The following is a 16441-nucleotide window of genomic DNA, read 5'->3' as shown; positions in this document are numbered from 1 at the left end:
TTATGACATGAAAAAATCTTACACCTTATTAGTATTTATATTATTTATTGGCATTTCTATCTGTAAAGCGCAAGATTACCAACCAGGCTATGTAATAATGAATGATGGCACACGTGTGGGTGGTGTAATAGCCCTTAACGAAGCCGAGCCCTGGTATAATCAGCGCTATATCCGGGTTAAAGATTCAGTCGCTTTTGCTAAAGATCCAAATGTAAAGCCAAAGCGGATCAAGGCCGATGATATGAAGTTTTATGTGGTTGGTACCCGTTTGTTTGATAAAGTGCATTATGTTGACCTGCAAAACCTTCAACTTAAAAGTATGGGCACTAACGACCATATGATGGAACGGCTGGCTGTTGGCCGGATCACCGCACATCGTTTTTATGAATATCCCGCTGATGTTGCCGTTTATGTAGCCAGCGAAGAAGAGATAGAAAGAAGAGAGAAAGAGAAAAAGGATGCTTTGATCCGCGGGTATTTTATTTTGGCTCAGAAGGATAATGATAAACTGCGAAATGCTTTTGATTATGACCTTCAGAAATATTTTGAAGATACGCCGGAGGTGCTGGAGAAATACAAAAGTGGAAGCTACGGAAATCAGCCCGTTAAAAAAGGATTGGCTGCCCGTATGGTAGCAATGGCCAAAAAGACCGCTTTTAAACAGGAGGAAGCAGATGGTATAGTAGCCGCGTTTAATGACTACAATTCGAAAAACGCAACTAAATAGATTGCATTATAAAAAAGAAAGAAGCCCGGGTAAATTTACCCGGGCTTCTTTCTTTTATGCGTTATCGAATTATCTGAATTTAATATTAACGCTACCGCCGGATGCCTCGGCTTTAACCGGGATGCCGCCGCCGTTGTATTTGCCGTTAACCCGTTCTTTTTCCCATTGGCCGTTAAATTTGGCAACCGATGATGGAGATACACCTTCGCCCCTGAGGTCAAGATCATAGCCCTGGTTTTGAGGAAGCTCGATATCGACATTGCCCGCGCTTGATTGCAGTTTAAGGTATTTACCAACTTTAAGCATTTGCGCGTACAATCCGCCACCGCTTGTTTCAGCGCTAACACTGGCCGCCATACGTTTAAGATCAATGCTGCCGCCTGATGTGCTGGTGATCAATTCGCCGGTGATGTTATTGCCGTTAACGCCGCCACCGCTGGTTTCGGCATTGATGGTGCCTTTAAGGTTTTCTAAAGTGATGCCGCCGCCGCTGGTTTCAAGCCTGATTTTTCCGTTACAGTTTTTTGCCTCGATGCCGCCACCGCTGGTTTCTAATGAGATATCATCGCCCGAGTTGGAAACATGGATGCCGCCGCCCGAGGTATTACCGCGAATGATGCCATTGAGCCTGTCTATCTGCAAACCACCGCCGCTGGTGCTAAATTTCTCGTTGCCTTTCAAATTGTCCAGGCCAATACCGCCGCCACTGGTTTCCAGATCGGTTGAGCATTGCTGTGGCACATAAATGCGGAACGAGATGCTCAATGAGCTTCTCCAGTTAAAAAAGCTTTGGCGTTTGCTTTTGGCTATGGCCTTAACTTCATGCCCGGTTACCGAAATATCAAGGGTGTAATCTTTATCCAGGCGTTTTTTGATCTCTTCTTTTGAAAGTTCGTTGCCATTATTGCCTTTAATATAAACTTCAACACGCGGTGTCTGCCCGGCTTGTCCGCTAACTACAATGCCACCGGCCGATGTGCGTACTACTGCACTGTTAATGGCATCGTTGGCTAATGACCTGGTGAGGTATAATGAACGGCTATCGCCATCCTGCGCGGCCGCAACAGCGGTTTGGCCGGCAAGCAGAAGAAGTAAAATATAATTTTTCATAAAAGGGGTTTTAATAGTGATACAACTATGACCACGTATTACCCCTATACGTTACAGGTGTTTTAAGTTTTATTTAATTATATGCCAATTGCAAGTTTTTATATGGCCCTTTTCAACGACAAAGCGGTAATTGTAAACTCAACCCAGCAAGTCCCATAAATTACCAAAGGGGTCTTTAAAAACGGCAACTGTGCCATATGATTCAGCCTTGGGTTCACGTACAAACTCTATGTTTCTGTTCCGCATTGCATGGTAGTCGCGCCAGAAATCATCGGTTCTTAAAAAAAGAAATACGCGGCCGCCTGTTTGCCGGCCTACTCTCTGTTGTTGTTCTTCTCCTACAGCCTTTGCTAATAGCAAACTGCATTCTGATGAACCCTTCGGCCTTACTAAAACCCATCTTTTATTTTCATTGATCAGCGTATCTTCAATTAAGTCGAAATTCAATTTCTCCGTGTAAAATTGAATTGCTTCATCGTAGTTGCTGACAACTACCGTGATATGTGCTATAAATTGTTTCATGAATCAGATTATGGCCGCCATTTAAACGACATACTATCGATGGCGCGCATAGTGCATAAAATGCCGTTTAAGTGATCATGCTCGTGTTGCATTAGTTCGGACAGGGCATCGGTCATTACCCATTGTTGCTGCTGCCAGTTTTCGTCAAGATAGTTTACTGTGATGGTTTTATGCCGTTTAACTTTAACCAGCAGGTTTGGAAAACTCATACAATCGTCCCAAAGTTCAAAAAGTTCGTCGCTGGCGTCCTGTATTTCGGGGTTGATGAAAATAACTGGTTTGTCGATATTCATGTAAACAAGCCGCTTCATGATACCCAACTGCGGCGCTGCAATAGCCCGCCCGAAGTTGTATTTCTCTCTGATCTCCTGCATTACGTTATGCATATCGGCTATCCAGCCATTTAACAATGGGAGTTCGTTTTGCATTACCGGATCACAAACCTGGTAAAGGCGTTCATCGCCCAGCAGCAAAATATCATTCAGTTTTTTCATGCTATAGTAAAAGTAAATTTTTTATGGCCGGTAATGTTGCAACAACATATAATTGACTTAATTTTACTTAAACCAATTGTACCTGCTATTTCTGCAATGGCGAAACTAAAATAAGCGGAAGCCGTATAAACGAGAAAGTTAAGCGTTAACTTCCTTGTCCAAATTTGAGTTTTTGTAGTTATTTTATATATCATGCAGCCTAAAGAAATTTTAAAAGAACACGTAAGCAAAACCATTACTTTAACCGACGAACAGTTCGATTATTTCTTTTCGCATTTCACCTACAAAACCTTTAAAAAAGGCCAGACTATGATAGGTGAGGGTGATAAGGTAGACTGTGAGTATTTTGTACTTTCAGGCTATCTGAAATCGTTTTTTATTAACGATGATATGAAAATGTTTATCCTGCAGTTTGCCATGCCAACCTGGTGGGCTTCGGACTACAACGCCCTTTACAGTGGTGAGCGCGCTACAGTTAACGTAGACTGTATTACTGATGCCGAAGTGCTCTGCCTCACCAGCAAGGACCGTGAAAAACTTTGCAGGGAAATTCATGAAGGGGAGCACTTCTTTCGCTGGCGTACCAATAAAGGTTACGTGGCCACGCAAAAAAGGCTTTTATCGTTCATGAATAACGATGCCAAACACCGTTATGAAGAGTTGCTGGCACAATATCCAACATTGTATAATATAGTTCCAAAACAACTAATAGCCTCTTACTTAGGTGTTTCAAGGGAGACGCTGAGCCGTTTATACCATTCATGAAATGTGATGTAGATCACATAAATAAGGCGGCGTTTCAATTGTGATGTAGGTCACACAGTTTCCAGGCTATTTGCCCCCAACTTTGTATTGTCATTAAAGACAAAACAAAATGGAAACTCAAAAATTTGAAATCATCAGCGCAAAAAGTAACATCGACTGGGTTGGTCGGAAGGTTACAGGCGCACACAATGGTACCATCGCTATAAAAGAAGGCTCTTTAAATTTTGCCGATGGACAATTAGCCGACGGTAAATTCACTATCGACACCACTTCTATCAAGATACTTGACGTAACTGATCCGGCTACCAACGCCCAGTTTGCAGGTCACCTCGCTTCTGACGACTTCTTCAATTCTGACAATTACCCTGAAGCTCAGTTTGTAATTACAGCTATCAGCAAAGAAAGCAATGATACTTATCGTATCACCGGCAACCTGACTATAAAAGGAATTACTCATCCCGTAAGTTTTGATGCGCAGGTTACCACCACCGCTGATACTGTAAGCGCAACCGGTAAGGTTGTAGTTGATCGTACCAAATACGGCATGCGGTTCCGTTCCGGAAACTTTTTTAAAGACCTGGGCGATACCCTGATCTATAATGATTTTGATCTGAATGTAAACATAACCGCTAAAGCTGTTTAATCAACAGCTTTAGCTTAAAAACTAAAGCCATGCCATACGTAAAAATTGAACTGACCCGCGAAGGTGTTACCCGCGAGCAGAAACAGACCTTAATAAAAGGTGTAACCGATTTAATTACCAATACCCTGAACAAAGATCCGCACTTAACCCATGTGGTGATTAGCGAAGTTGAACTGGATGATTGGGGTTATGCCGGCGAACAGGTATCAGTATTAAGAGAAAAAGGCATTACTGCCGATAAAAAGTAAGACAATGAAAAAGCAAACCATAATAGTTACCGGTGCATCATCTGGTATAGGTAAAGAAATAGCCCGTTATTTTTTAGAAAAGGGCGATAATGTAGTTATTAACTCAACAACTGCCGATAAGCTGGAAGCAGTTTACCAGGAACTTGGCGCAGGTGATAACCTTGCCGCAGTTGCCGGAAACGTAAGCGATAAGGCAACAGGCGAAAAGCTGGCCCAAACAGCTATTGATAAATTTGGAAGTGTAGATGTTTTAGTGAACAACGCCGGTATCTTTGAAACCAGGCCATTCCTTGAGGTTGACGAAGCATACCTTGACCGTTTTTTAGATACCAATCTTAAAGGCACCTATTTTACCACCCAGGCCGTGATCCCGCAAATGATTAAACAGCACGATGGGGTAGTGATCAATATTGGCACGCCATTGGTTAACCACGCGCTTAGTGGGGTTCCTATTACAGCGCAAATGGCTTCAAAAGGAGCGGTACATGCGCTTACCATACAACTGGCTGGTGAGTTTGGTAAAGATAACATCAGGGTAAATACCATTGCTCCTGGTACTATCCGTACCCCAATGCACGGCGATAATGCCGATCAAACTGCAGGACTACACTTGCTGAACCGCGTTGGCGAAGTGGAAGACATAGCTCAAATGGCTTACTCGGTTGCTAAAAGCAATTTTATTACCGGCGCTATTATCAATGTTGATGGCGGCACAGCAGCTGGCCGTAATTTAAATTAAGTGTAAAAATTTATAGTAACCGCATTATGCCTTGCTTAATGGCTGGCATAATGCTTTAATTTATCATCAAAATGGAAACTAACAATCAAGCTAAAGCAGCTATTGAACAGGCGCTTGAAAATTATTACTTCAAAGGGATTTATGAAGGTAATTTGGATTTGTTAAACCAGGTAATGAATGCCGGTACCTTGCTTTTTGGCGATGTAAAAGGCGAGCCTTACGCTAAAACATTGGATGTTTACCTCGATGGCGTAAAAAATAGGGTGAGTCCTAAAGATTCGGGCAAACCATTTGAAGGGAAAATTATTTCTGTTAAGGCAGTAAATTCAATCGCGGTTGCCGAAGTACAGGTAAAAATGTACGATTTCAACTACCATGAGTTTCTATCGTTCCATAAACTTAACGGTAAATGGCTCATCGTAAATAAAATGATCAGCGATACTAATTAATCTCTTTGGTCTAAAGTTGTAAGTTCCAAGTAAAAAGGGAAAATCAGACTCATGACTTGCGACTTAGTACTATCGACTTAACAAAATAATATTAAAGCCATGTGGTATAACACAAAAGCAACAGAAATACTGGGTATTGATTACCCGATTATGCAGGGGCCTTTTGGCGGTAATTTATCCTCGGTCGAGTTGGTATCAACCGTATCAAACGCGGGAGGGTTAGGTGGCTACGGGGCTTATACTCTTAGCGGACCTGAAATTGTTGAGATAGACAAGCAGATCAGGGCGGCAACCAACAAGCCATACAATATCAATATATGGGTTTCGGAAACGGATGCGCCAAATGGCGAAGCTACCGATGAGCAGTTTGAACATGCGGCACAGCTGTTTAAACCTTATTTTGATGAAGCCGGAATCCCATTACCTAACAAACCGGCGCCTTTTAAACTACGGTTTGAAAACCAACTACAGGCTATCCTCGACCTGCGCCCCAAAGTATTCAGCTTTATGTTTGGCACACTACCTGCCGATGTGATGGAACAATGCCGCAGGCTGGGCATAGTTACAGTAGGCGCGGCTACTACCTTAGATGAAGCTATTGCATTGGAGGCAAGTGGTGTAGATATGATCATAGCTTCGGGCTTTGAAGCGGGTGGTCACAGGCCATCATTCCTTGCACAGGCAGAAGCGTCAACTACCGGTACTTTTGTGTTGCTTCAGTTGATAAAGGAAAAAGTTAAAACGCCTGTTATTGCCGCCGGAGGCATAGCCAACGGCAGGGGAGTAGCAGGAGCCCTGACACTGGGTGCTGATGCAGTGCAAATAGGTACAGCCTTTTTAGCCTGCGATGAATCGGGTGCGCTTCCTGTTCACCGTCAAATGCTTTTTTCTGACGCGGCAAAATATACTACACTGTCACGGGCGTTTACAGGCAGGCTTGGCCGCGGTATCACCAGCCGGGTAGCTAAAGATCTGATAGGTAAGGAAGCAGGTTTTTTACCTTTCCCATTGCAAACAACCTTTATGGCACCGCTACGCAAAGCAGCACTTGAACAGCAAAAGTTAGATATGGTTTTGTTTTGGGGCGGACAGATAGCTCCAATATTAAAACATACCAAAGCCGCAGAGCTGATGCAATCCATCATAACAGATACAACCAAAATTATGAACCCATGAAAAACGAAGTTAATGTAACCTACATTGGTGGTCCGACCGTTATTTTAGAAATTGGCGGGCTACGGCTCATGACCGACCCCACACTTGACCCGGCCGGCGAGCAATTCATGATCAATGATAAACCCGCATATCACAAAACAGAAGGCCCGGTGACTACTGATATTGGTAAGATAGATGTGGTTTTGCTAAGCCACGACCAGCACGGCGATAATTTAGATAATGCAGGCAGGGAGTTGCTGAAACAGGTATCTAAAACATTAACCACAAAAATTGGGGCAGAAAGATTAGGTGGTAATACCATTGGCCTGGCCCCATGGGAAAGTCTCTCTTTAAACGATGACGTAGTGATTACCGGAACGCCTGCAAGGCATGGCCCCGCAGGAAGTGAAAAGCTAACCGGAGATGTAACGGGTTTTATTGTAACTGTTGCCGGGCTCCAGATCTATTTTACAGGCGACACCGTTTTTTATGATGGCATAAAAGAAGTAGCGGAGAAATTTAAGCCTCGATATGTGTTCATTTTTGCGGGAGCGGCCAAACCGCGTGGGCCATTTAATGTAACCATGGGTACTAATGACGCTATTGACACCGCGTTTGCTTTTCCTGACGCCACCATTATACCGGTGCACTTTGAGGGCTGGTCGCATTATACCGAAACGGGAGAAATGCTGCAGCAATCATTCAACGCGCTTGGCATTGGCGGGCAGCTTAAAATTCTTGCGCCTGGCAAAAAAACAAGTTTATAAATAATTACCTGCGTGAGTTTATGGGCTGCTAAAAAATGCGGACTGAATGGCTCATGCCTAAAACGTTTCAACCATGAACTCAACAAAAGTATGGTATGTAACCGGGGCGTCCCAGGGATTGGGACGTACCTTGGTGAAAAAATTATTGGATAACGGCCACCGTGTAGCAGCCACATCACGCAATGCGCAAACCTTAAAACAAGCGGTTGGTTTAATAGATACAGACAGGTTTTTGCCATTGGCTGTTGATTTAAGCAACCCGGATTGTATTGAAGAGTCCATCCGTGAAACACTTAAAGCATTTGGGCAAATTGACGTACTGGTAAATAATGCCGGTTATGGCATGGCCGGTACGGTTGAAGAAATTGAAGGACAAAAGATCCGTGATATATTTAATGTAAACGTGCTGGCTGCTATTGATGTAACTAAAGCCGTGCTTCCTGTTATGCGGGGGCAAGGCTCCGGTTATGTTATCAATATTGGTTCGGTTGCCGGTTTTGTTGGCGCGCCGGGCTGGTCGGTTTACTCGGCTACCAAAGCAGCTATTGCCGCATTTTCGGAAGTGTTGGCGCTTGACGTTAAGGAGTTTGGGATTAAGGTAACTGTGGTTGAACCTTCGGGTTTCCGTACCGGGTTTCTGACTACAGGCTCATTGGCTTTTACAGAAAGTCATATAGAAGGATACCAGGCCGTTAAAAATGCCCAGCAACGTTACCTTGCCGCTGACGGGAAACAACCCGGTGACCCGGAAAAGGCATCAGAAATAATCATGAGTTTAATAGATATGGACGAACCTCCGCTGCATCTTTATCTTGGCGAGGATGCTTATAAACGTGCGTCTGAAAAGCTCGGAACAATGACCGCGGAATTGGAAAAATGGAAAGAGTTTACCATATCGGCCGATTTTAAGTCGTGATTTGGTTTAAACTTATGCCGGTTTAACCGGCTCAAGGCCATGCTTTTTCATAATGGTAAGTACCTTTTGCATATCCGGCGGGCCTCCGGCATTGATCACCTCTGCAATTTCACGAAAATAAGCCGGGCCGATAGATGCGGGAGAAAGGGTACAGAGCGCTCTTGCCGTAGTGTCATGAACATTATTAAAACCATGAATGGTGCCTCGCTTTATAAAACAATGGTCGCCGGGTTGTAGCTCCCGGGTTTCTGTACCAATTAATTGTGTAAGCGTGCCTTCCAGTATGTATAGGGTTTCATCTACTTCAACATGAAAATGGGGAGCCGGTACCTTTACTCCGGGCGGAACAACAAGCTCAAATTGTACAAGCGAGCCATCGGTATCATCGCCATCAAGTAAAAAATTGATTTCAAGGCTGCCAAAGCTGATGCGTTCTTTAAAATGAGGGAACATATGTGGTTGAGTTTACGGTTGGTTAACTAAAGCTATACAAATTGAGATGTAAATGCAAACCACAAACTCAATATTGGCAAGGTATTTAACCTGGAAGATATTGTTGAGGCTCACCGCCTGATGGATAGCAATACGGCTAATGGTAAGATTGTTGTATTGGCCTGAGCCTGCATCATTCATCCAAAGGATCATGCCACTTTGCGAAGCCGCTTACCGCGCTTTCCGCGTTTAGGTCTGAAATGATGCACCCTTGTATTGTTTCAATCTTTGGCTTTTCGGCGTAAACCGTCTTTATCCATTTATCGATGGTTTTATGGTTCTTGAAGCGTTCCGGATGACGGTAATAATATTCAATTGCCGTTAATCTTGATGTCGGATTGATGCTGTACATTAAAGTTACAATCTGATCGGGCGACAATCTTTTGATGATTTCGTTAAACATCGTCCGGTTTGAGGTAAGACTTATCGGCAGCCCCCCATAATGACCATACAAAGTACCGGATAAGGGCGACATATATTGCAGCATTTGAAGTGGAATGGCCTGGTTTTTATAAGCAGAATGTGCAATATCGCTTAGGGGAGCGAAAATGCGATCTTCACCGAATTTGTAATATAAACGGTCAGCAGAATCAACAGGCAGCGCTTTGCGAAGTAAGGAATCATATTTGTTTGCCAGCGTTTTTCTGTTGGGAAGTTGCGAGGAAAGGGCATAACTAACAACCTTGCCGTTATGTGTATAATATTCAAGGGTTACCGAAATATATCCAGCTGCCTTGCCCGTGTATATATACGTCCATCCGAAACCCAAAGTATCTTGCCGGGGACGACTATCTACCGGTGGGGCGAAGAAATCGACAATGGCCTGGGGATTACTTTTATCTAATGCGACAACCTGGTTAATTAATTTGATATCGTTATTAACCCAGTCGGTATGAAGTGTATCTTCCTCTATCCCTTCTACCCATTCTGTTTTGTAAGCAGCCATCCGCAAAAAATCAAACAGATAGGTGTATGGTTCAATTTTATGGGCATGTTTAACACTTGCAGGCAATTTAATTTGTACAGATGATTTAATGGCCGAGTCTATTACCATCAAATCCTCGGGGGTGAGGCTGCCGTTTTTTGCAATTACAAACTTCACATCGTCTACACGGCCGGCGGTATTAAACTGGAGCAGCAGTGTCATATCCGGGTTGCGGGCGAGCGCTATGGACCGCTGGCGCGAAATTGCTTTGATATATTTGCGTGCAAACTCCCCACGGTTAATAAAATCGCCATTGATATACGCCGCATCGTTTGTTAGTGTTTTGTTTTCTTCTCCCGAATGTAGAAACGCCTTGTTGGTGCTTATGCTGTAGGAGTTTTTAGATGCTGTGATATAAACGACTTTGCCTCTGACTATCAAAGAGTCTTTATCAAATGCCGATTGTGCAAAGCAGCGAGGGGTACCTGAAATAAATACTAAAAAGAAAAATAAGGTATAGGTAGCTTTAAGCGTCATTTTGTAGTCCCCGAAGTTATAAGTGCTTAAAATTAAAAAATAAGGCTGATAACTTACCGGGGATGGATGTTTAAACAATGTATTTATATATTAATACGCCCGCCTTATTCACTCCGTAAACTTTTCACCGGGTTTGCTTTTGCGGCCTTTATAGCCTGGAAGCTTATGGTAGCTAATGCAATAAATGTTGCAGCAAATCCGCCTGCGGCAAACAACCACCAGCTTATTTTGATGCGGTAAACATAATCCTGCAGCCATTGGTGCATGTAATACCAGGCTATAGGTGTGGCAATGGCAAAGGCAATAGCAATGAGTATGATAAACTCTTTTGAAAACAAATAAACGATACTGCCCGACGTAGCGCCTAATACTTTACGAATACCAACTTCTTTTATCCGCTGTACGGCCATAAACGATGCTAAGCCATACAAACCAAGGCAGCTCAAAAATATCGCTATAGCCGCGAAGATTTTATACAATTGGGCCAGTTGATTTTCCTGCTTGTAAAAGCCCGCGATTTTATCATCAAGGAATTTGTACTCATAAACAAAATCTGGAAATGTTTGCTCCCATACCTTCTTAATGGCTTCCAGTGTGGCCGACATGTTTGTAGTCGACAGCTTGATCCCGGCCTGGTTGTACATTACGTTGTCCGTAGTAATAAGCAGTGGTGCCAATTCCTGGCGGAAAGACCGGTCGTTAAAATCTTTCAGTACACCCACAACAGGGCATTTGATCAGGTCATCCCAGATGCTTATTTCTTTATTCAGGATATCTTCCGGTTTTTTTATCCCTAAGTTTTTCAACAATGATTCGTTGACTAAAAACTCCCTTGTCATGGTGGCGGGTTTCAGATTTCGTCCGGCTATCAGGTGTAATTTATAAGCAGGTACATAATCCTGATCGGCAAATTTGGTAATGGCTTTAAAGTCGGTTTCTTTTTGTGAACGATCATATTTAATGGCGCTCCAGGTATCGTTACCGTTTTCAATGGGTGTATTGGAACTGAAGGATACCGATCTTACTTCGTTTATGGACGTTAGCTGGTTCTTCAAGTATTCCATTTTGCTTAGGCGGAGACTATCAACCCGGAAAGGAACATTGATAATGGCATCTTTATCGAAGCCTAAGGGCTGGTCCATAAAGTAATTCATCTGCTTTACAATGATGAGCGTGCCGATAATGAGTGCCTGCGCTATAATGAACTGAAAAACGACCAATCCTCTTCTCAGCGAAATTCCATTTGCCGGGTCTGTTGAAAGCTTGCTTTTTAAAGCATTAACCGGGTTGAAACGCGATAAAACAATGGAAGGATAAAAACCAGCCAGCGCCGTTACGGTGGCTGTCACAATCAAAAGGAATACAACAATTGCCGGATTACTGAATATGTTGAACGACAGCGATAGTTCCAAAAGCGTGCCTACATAAGGCAATGCAAGTACGGTGATGATGATGGCAAACATTACAGCGCTTGCCACTATCAAAAATGTTTCGACGATGAACTGGAGTTGCAGTTGAGATTTATTACTTCCCAAAACTTTTCTGACACCAACCTCTTTTGCCCGGTTAACAGCCTGCGCGGTAGAGAGGTTAATAAAGTTTACACAGGCTATTAACAGGATGAAAGCCGCGATAAGCCACAACAGATTAAGCAGTTCATGACTAATAGTTTTGTTGCTGTAATTGCCTACCCGGGTATCATAATGTACCGCGTTTAATGCCTGTACGATATGGCTGTCTTTATTATCGGCAGATTTTACCTTTTGTGAAAACGCGCTTAGCTGCTGATTAAGATTGCCGGCAGAAAGATTTTGAGGTAATAAGATGTAGCAGCCAAAATCGGCTACAGTTCTGTTCCAATCGGTTGATTTTGCTAAATAGTCGCCTGTAAACCCTGTGCCGAAGCTAACCACGAGCTTTAATTGAAAATCAGAGTTGGCGGGGATGTTTGCCAGGATTCCTGAGACCTTTAACACATCCGTACCGTGCTCAAACATAAAGCCGCCCATTTCCAATTTAATGGTTTTACCCATTGCGGATTTCCAGTCGCCAAAATACTTTTCAGCAACCTCTTTGGTAAGCAATACGTTATCCGGATCTTTTAATGAAGCATACGAACCGGCAAGCAACGGAAAGTCGAAGATTTTAAAGAATGATGGATTGGTATAAAACAGTCCCCGTTGTTCCTTAAACATTTTTACCGTAGCCCCATTTTCGTCGGGGATGATCAACTGGTCGTTTTGACTTGCAAAAATTGGGGCTACCTGTTCTACTTGCGGGAAGGCGGTTTTTAATCCTAATGGAAAAGGGAAGGGGACGTCTTTGCCATAAGTAATATTGCCCGTTTCGGCATGATGGTATTCGGTTAAAACACGAAAAATGCGGTCTTTTTTGAGGTGGAAATTATCAAAGCTTGTTTGAAATTTTATAATGATAAAAATCACCATACAAACGGCAATACCCACAGCCAGACCGGTGATGTTAATGGCGGCATAGCTTTTATTCCGGGTTAAATTACGCCATGCGATTTTAAAATAATTCTTAAACATAAAGTTGCGGTTAAATTTGTCATGAACCCATTTAGTGGCGGATTCTTGATTTAAAATTACCGGCGCAACTTGTGCCCCACTTCCCAAATTATAAGATGGCAACTCTTTTTTAAGCCCGTTTTTATATTCCAGCGGGCTTTTACCTGTTATTTGCTTAAAAATGCGGTTAAAGGAACTTTGCGAATTAAACCCGGATTCATAGGCGATTCCCAACAAGGTGATATGATCATAAGCGGCATCCTGCATTTTACGGATGGCCGATTGTACCCGATATTCATTGATAAAATCATTGAAGCTTTTTTTAAGTACAGTATTGACGATCCGGGATAATTCATGAGTTGTTAAGCCAAGCTTTTCGGCAAGAGAACTCAGGCTAAGTTCCGGATCCTGGTAATACAGGTTTTCTTTAATCGCTCTTTTTAGCCAGATTCCTTTTTGCCTCAGTTCTTCCGGTAGTAATGGCTTTAAAACGGGTGCAGTAATTGGCAGGGCCGTAATCTCGGGTCTTAAAAAAGCCCTTGCGGCCATCCAGATGATCATCAGCATTAAAAGCAGGTAAAGTGGATAGTAAGCCTGAGCACCTAATTGCTGATTGTAATAAAAATAATCAACCGCTACAAAGGGGATCCACAGGAACCATAACACACCGAAACCCATCAGCAGATTATTTATCCACCGTAGTTCGTGCCGGTACCGGTCGCCTCCGTTAAATTTTTGCTGTTGATAGAAATTTTCGATTAACGTTCGGCACTGATATAAATAGAGAACCACAGAGATAAATGCCAATGCCTGCAATACTGGATTTAATCGTTGAAATATTACTGTATTATAAGTAGGAACACCTGTTTTTATACCTTCAATGGTTGCGAAAATATGGGCACTCACCTCAAGGAGCAATGGACTGAAATGTAGCAGATCCTTACGCCTGAATTTATATTCGGGGCGGGCTACTTTGAGTACATAAAAAAATAGGAGCGGGCCTATGGCCAATGAAAATTGCATCGGCAGCCGGCTCCAGGAAGGGGTATAGGCCGACAGTTGAATGTCAATTGCAAGTATCCGTGCTATCCACAAAACGGCGGCAGCCAATGCCGTAGCCAGAAAGCGATTTGCAGACCGGCTGGTTTTCCCGGCGAACCATAAAAGCAGGATAAAAGTGAGGCCGATAAATAGCATCCCAAAAAACGCGGCATCATAAAGGGAAATATGGAATGTATACGGTTTCAAACTGGTTAACTCAATAAATCATCACTCCAAATTAGTAAAATACTAATAGATAAAATGTTAACGAATTAATTAAAGTATGTAGTTTAAAACCGGCCGGGGTGGTATACGGTTGAAATAGCTTAAACAAAAAAGCCGCTCTGTAAAAGAAGAGCGGCTTAATATTTAGTTGGATTGGGATAAAGGGTCTGACTATGATTCTGAAAAATTAATCCCAAATACCGTTCTGTGAGGTAAATATCACCGGTGCGCCACCAGTTACCATAATGGTATGCTCATGCTGTGCAACAAAGCCGCCTTTATTACCTTTTAGTGTCCAGCCATCGGCTTGCGTATCGGCAATGGTTGATTTTGTTGAAATGAATGTCTCTATCGCCACTACCGAATTCTTTTTAAAACGCGTGGTATTATACCTGTCGCAAAAGTTGGCAATCTCGTGCGGTTCTTCATGCAGACTGCGGCCAACGCCATGACCAGTCAGGTTTTTTATTACTGTGTAGCCGGCCTTTTTAGCTTCGGTTTCAATCAATTTGCCAATTTCCGAGATCCGGACACCACCTTTAATATTGCTGATGGCTTTTTTTAAGATCTCTTTAGATGCCTCTACCAGTTTGCCATGGCCGTGAATATCCTCTCCGAGGATGAAAGAGCCGCCGTTATCGGCCCAGTAGCCATTTAGCTCCGCCGATACATCGATATTTACCAAATCGCCTTCTTTAAGAATTTGATCTGCCGAAGGTACACCATGCGCAACCTCGTCATTAACGCTTATGCAAGTATAGCCGGGAAACTCATATGTAAGCAAAGGGGCCGAATTTGCGCCCAGCTGTGTCAGCAATTCACCGCCATATTCGTCAAGTTCTTTGGTAGACATACCTGGTTTAGCATACTCCCGCATTTTCTTAAGCGTAATGGCAACAGCATCACTTGCCTGTTGCATGCCGTTTCTTTCGTCTTCGGTACTTATCGACATCTTTTAATTTTTATCTGCTGCAAAATTAACAATTAATATACATGGCTGCATTTACACAGTGTCAGTTTATAAACAGTGCATCAAAAAAACTGAGTAATTGCTCATGCGTTTTTCATTAGCTACGCGTGAAAAACCGTTCAATTTCGGGTACTGTTATACGATTTGTTTCACAACTATACGTTGTGTTCGTAAAGCGGTAGCTTTGTTTTATGAATGTATCCTTTTGTGTTAACAAGCTTGCACTCATAGGTTTGGGTGTGACTTTAAATTCCCTCGCTCAAAATTGTTTCCGGGCAAAATCGTTAAATATCTGGTTTTTGTGTGCCGACTTGAGCAATGCTGATAAATCAAACATCAGCCATTTATTAAAAGAAGCCAACTATTCCGGAAGCTGGCATTTTATTGATTTTGATCCGGTAAAACATTTCGGACAACTCCGGTCATTACATGGCGACTGGACACCTTATGGCAGATTGCTGCTCCCCGAAATTTTAACCACCGAGAAGACAGTATTATATCTTGATGCCGATTTGGTGGTTGATTTGGATGTCACCGATTTAGAAGATTTTGATATAGGAAATTCGGCTATCGCTGCCGTGGCAACAGGCACTGTTGAATACGCGATAGAGCATAAGTTCCTGATCAGGGAATTTAATTTATCACCAGAGTCATCTTATTTTAATTCTGGTGTATTGTTGATGAACCTTGATGTTTGGCGGCGTGATAATATAAAACAGGCTTGTTTGGATGTTGGAAATAAATTCCCCTCAGAACTGCTTGCGGTAGATCAGACAATTTTAAACGCCTTGTTCAGCAATAAATTTAAAGCTCTTCCCCGCAGGTTTAATTGTGCCTGGTATGCGAATTTCGAAAGACCTGATTTAGCCGAACGGATGATATTTCATTTCGTGGGTTCGCCCAAACCCTGGGATTTATTTGCTTTTGCCTTACACCAGGGCTATGCAGAATGGGAAAGGTATTTAACGAGATTTTGGGCTTCTAAATACAGAAGAACAACGTATGGCGACCTGGTAAGGGCATGGAATATCCGGCGCTCATACGGAAGATTGATTAAACATAAACTCAAAACCCCAACCTCAAAGTAAGAGGGTTGAGTGCTTCTTTTATCAGTCTATAAACGTCAAAAAGCCGCTCTGCATTTTCAGGGCGGCTTTTTTATCGTCTTTATGAGATTGTTGAATGCGT

General features: G+C 42.8%; 18 protein-coding genes. 10 read left to right on the top strand and 8 right to left on the bottom strand.

Annotated elements, in window-relative coordinates; all coding sequences use genetic code 11:
* The first annotated feature begins 7 nt into the window (after positions 1-7).
* A complete protein-coding gene (locus tag EAH55_RS01445; RefSeq protein WP_121808191.1) occupies positions 8-727 on the top strand; it encodes a hypothetical protein in 720 nt (239 codons plus the stop codon).
* 69 nt (positions 728-796) lie between these two features.
* Here the strand turns inward: EAH55_RS01445 and EAH55_RS01440 are convergent, their stop codons facing one another.
* The 3 genes from EAH55_RS01440 to EAH55_RS01430 form a co-directional block, all read right to left on the bottom strand.
* Positions 797-1837: a DUF4097 family beta strand repeat-containing protein gene (locus EAH55_RS01440; RefSeq protein ID WP_121808190.1), complete on the bottom strand. Its 1041-nt coding sequence runs from the start codon at positions 1835-1837 to the stop codon at positions 797-799.
* A 138-nt stretch (positions 1838-1975) separates the two neighbouring features.
* A complete protein-coding gene (locus EAH55_RS01435) occupies positions 1976-2359 on the bottom strand; it encodes a VOC family protein (RefSeq protein WP_121808189.1) in 384 nt (127 codons plus the stop codon).
* Positions 2360-2367: 8 nt separating this feature from the next.
* Positions 2368-2853, bottom strand: a complete 486-nt coding sequence (locus tag EAH55_RS01430; protein WP_121808188.1) for a peptide deformylase — start codon at positions 2851-2853, stop codon at positions 2368-2370.
* Positions 2854-3045: 192 nt separating this feature from the next.
* Between EAH55_RS01430 and EAH55_RS01420 the strand changes: the two genes are divergently transcribed.
* The 8 genes from EAH55_RS01420 to EAH55_RS01385 all read left to right on the top strand — a co-directional run bounded on the left by EAH55_RS01420 (position 3046) and on the right by EAH55_RS01385 (position 8535).
* Complete coding sequence (locus EAH55_RS01420) at positions 3046-3618, top strand: Crp/Fnr family transcriptional regulator (protein ID WP_121808186.1); 573 nt, start codon at positions 3046-3048, stop codon at positions 3616-3618.
* A 109-nt stretch (positions 3619-3727) separates the two neighbouring features.
* A complete protein-coding gene (locus tag EAH55_RS01415) occupies positions 3728-4261 on the top strand; it encodes a YceI family protein (protein ID WP_121808185.1) in 534 nt (177 codons plus the stop codon).
* A gap of 29 nt (positions 4262-4290) precedes the next feature.
* A complete protein-coding gene (locus tag EAH55_RS01410) occupies positions 4291-4509 on the top strand; it encodes a tautomerase family protein (RefSeq protein WP_121808184.1) in 219 nt (72 codons plus the stop codon).
* Between the two features lie 4 nt (positions 4510-4513).
* A complete protein-coding gene (locus EAH55_RS01405; RefSeq protein ID WP_121808183.1) occupies positions 4514-5248 on the top strand; it encodes an SDR family NAD(P)-dependent oxidoreductase in 735 nt (244 codons plus the stop codon).
* Between the two features lie 71 nt (positions 5249-5319).
* Positions 5320-5697: a nuclear transport factor 2 family protein gene (locus tag EAH55_RS01400; RefSeq protein WP_112568486.1), complete on the top strand. Its 378-nt coding sequence runs from the start codon at positions 5320-5322 to the stop codon at positions 5695-5697.
* Positions 5698-5796: 99 nt separating this feature from the next.
* Positions 5797-6873: an NAD(P)H-dependent flavin oxidoreductase gene (locus EAH55_RS01395; RefSeq protein ID WP_121808182.1), complete on the top strand. Its 1077-nt coding sequence runs from the start codon at positions 5797-5799 to the stop codon at positions 6871-6873.
* Positions 6870-7619 (top strand): MBL fold metallo-hydrolase, encoded by a 750-nt coding sequence (locus EAH55_RS01390; RefSeq protein WP_121808181.1) that lies wholly within the window; start codon positions 6870-6872, stop codon positions 7617-7619. The genes EAH55_RS01395 and EAH55_RS01390 overlap by 4 nt, the downstream gene beginning before the upstream one ends.
* Before the next feature lie 73 nt (positions 7620-7692).
* A complete protein-coding gene (locus tag EAH55_RS01385; protein WP_121808180.1) occupies positions 7693-8535 on the top strand; it encodes an SDR family NAD(P)-dependent oxidoreductase in 843 nt (280 codons plus the stop codon).
* Between the two features lie 12 nt (positions 8536-8547).
* On the opposite strand, the gene EAH55_RS01380 is transcribed toward EAH55_RS01385, so the two are convergent.
* The 5 genes from EAH55_RS01380 to map all read right to left on the bottom strand — a co-directional run bounded on the left by EAH55_RS01380 (position 8548) and on the right by map (position 15235).
* Positions 8548-8988 (bottom strand): cupin domain-containing protein, encoded by a 441-nt coding sequence (locus EAH55_RS01380; protein WP_121808179.1) that lies wholly within the window; start codon positions 8986-8988, stop codon positions 8548-8550.
* A gap of 12 nt (positions 8989-9000) precedes the next feature.
* Positions 9001-9180 (bottom strand): hypothetical protein, encoded by a 180-nt coding sequence (locus EAH55_RS31580; RefSeq protein ID WP_244228072.1) that lies wholly within the window; start codon positions 9178-9180, stop codon positions 9001-9003.
* A complete protein-coding gene (locus EAH55_RS01370) occupies positions 9161-10489 on the bottom strand; it encodes a hypothetical protein (protein ID WP_121808178.1) in 1329 nt (442 codons plus the stop codon). Before EAH55_RS01370 ends, EAH55_RS31580 begins: the two co-directional genes overlap by 20 nt.
* Before the next feature lie 104 nt (positions 10490-10593).
* Positions 10594-14265 (bottom strand): ABC transporter permease, encoded by a 3672-nt coding sequence (locus EAH55_RS01365; protein ID WP_121808177.1) that lies wholly within the window; start codon positions 14263-14265, stop codon positions 10594-10596.
* A gap of 205 nt (positions 14266-14470) precedes the next feature.
* A complete protein-coding gene (map, locus tag EAH55_RS01360) occupies positions 14471-15235 on the bottom strand; it encodes a type I methionyl aminopeptidase (RefSeq protein WP_121808176.1) in 765 nt (254 codons plus the stop codon).
* Positions 15236-15444: 209 nt separating this feature from the next.
* On the opposite strand from map, the gene EAH55_RS01355 reads away from it, so the two are divergent.
* A complete protein-coding gene (locus tag EAH55_RS01355) occupies positions 15445-16341 on the top strand; it encodes a glycosyltransferase family 8 protein (protein ID WP_121808175.1) in 897 nt (298 codons plus the stop codon).
* Positions 16342-16441: the final 100 nt, after the last annotated feature.

The sequence above is a fragment of the Mucilaginibacter kameinonensis genome (genome assembly GCF_003675385.1).
Taxonomy (GTDB): Bacteria; Bacteroidota; Bacteroidia; order Sphingobacteriales; family Sphingobacteriaceae; genus Mucilaginibacter; species Mucilaginibacter kameinonensis.
The sequence above is the reverse complement of the archived record's forward strand: the minus strand, read 5'-3'. Positions and strand labels throughout refer to the sequence as shown.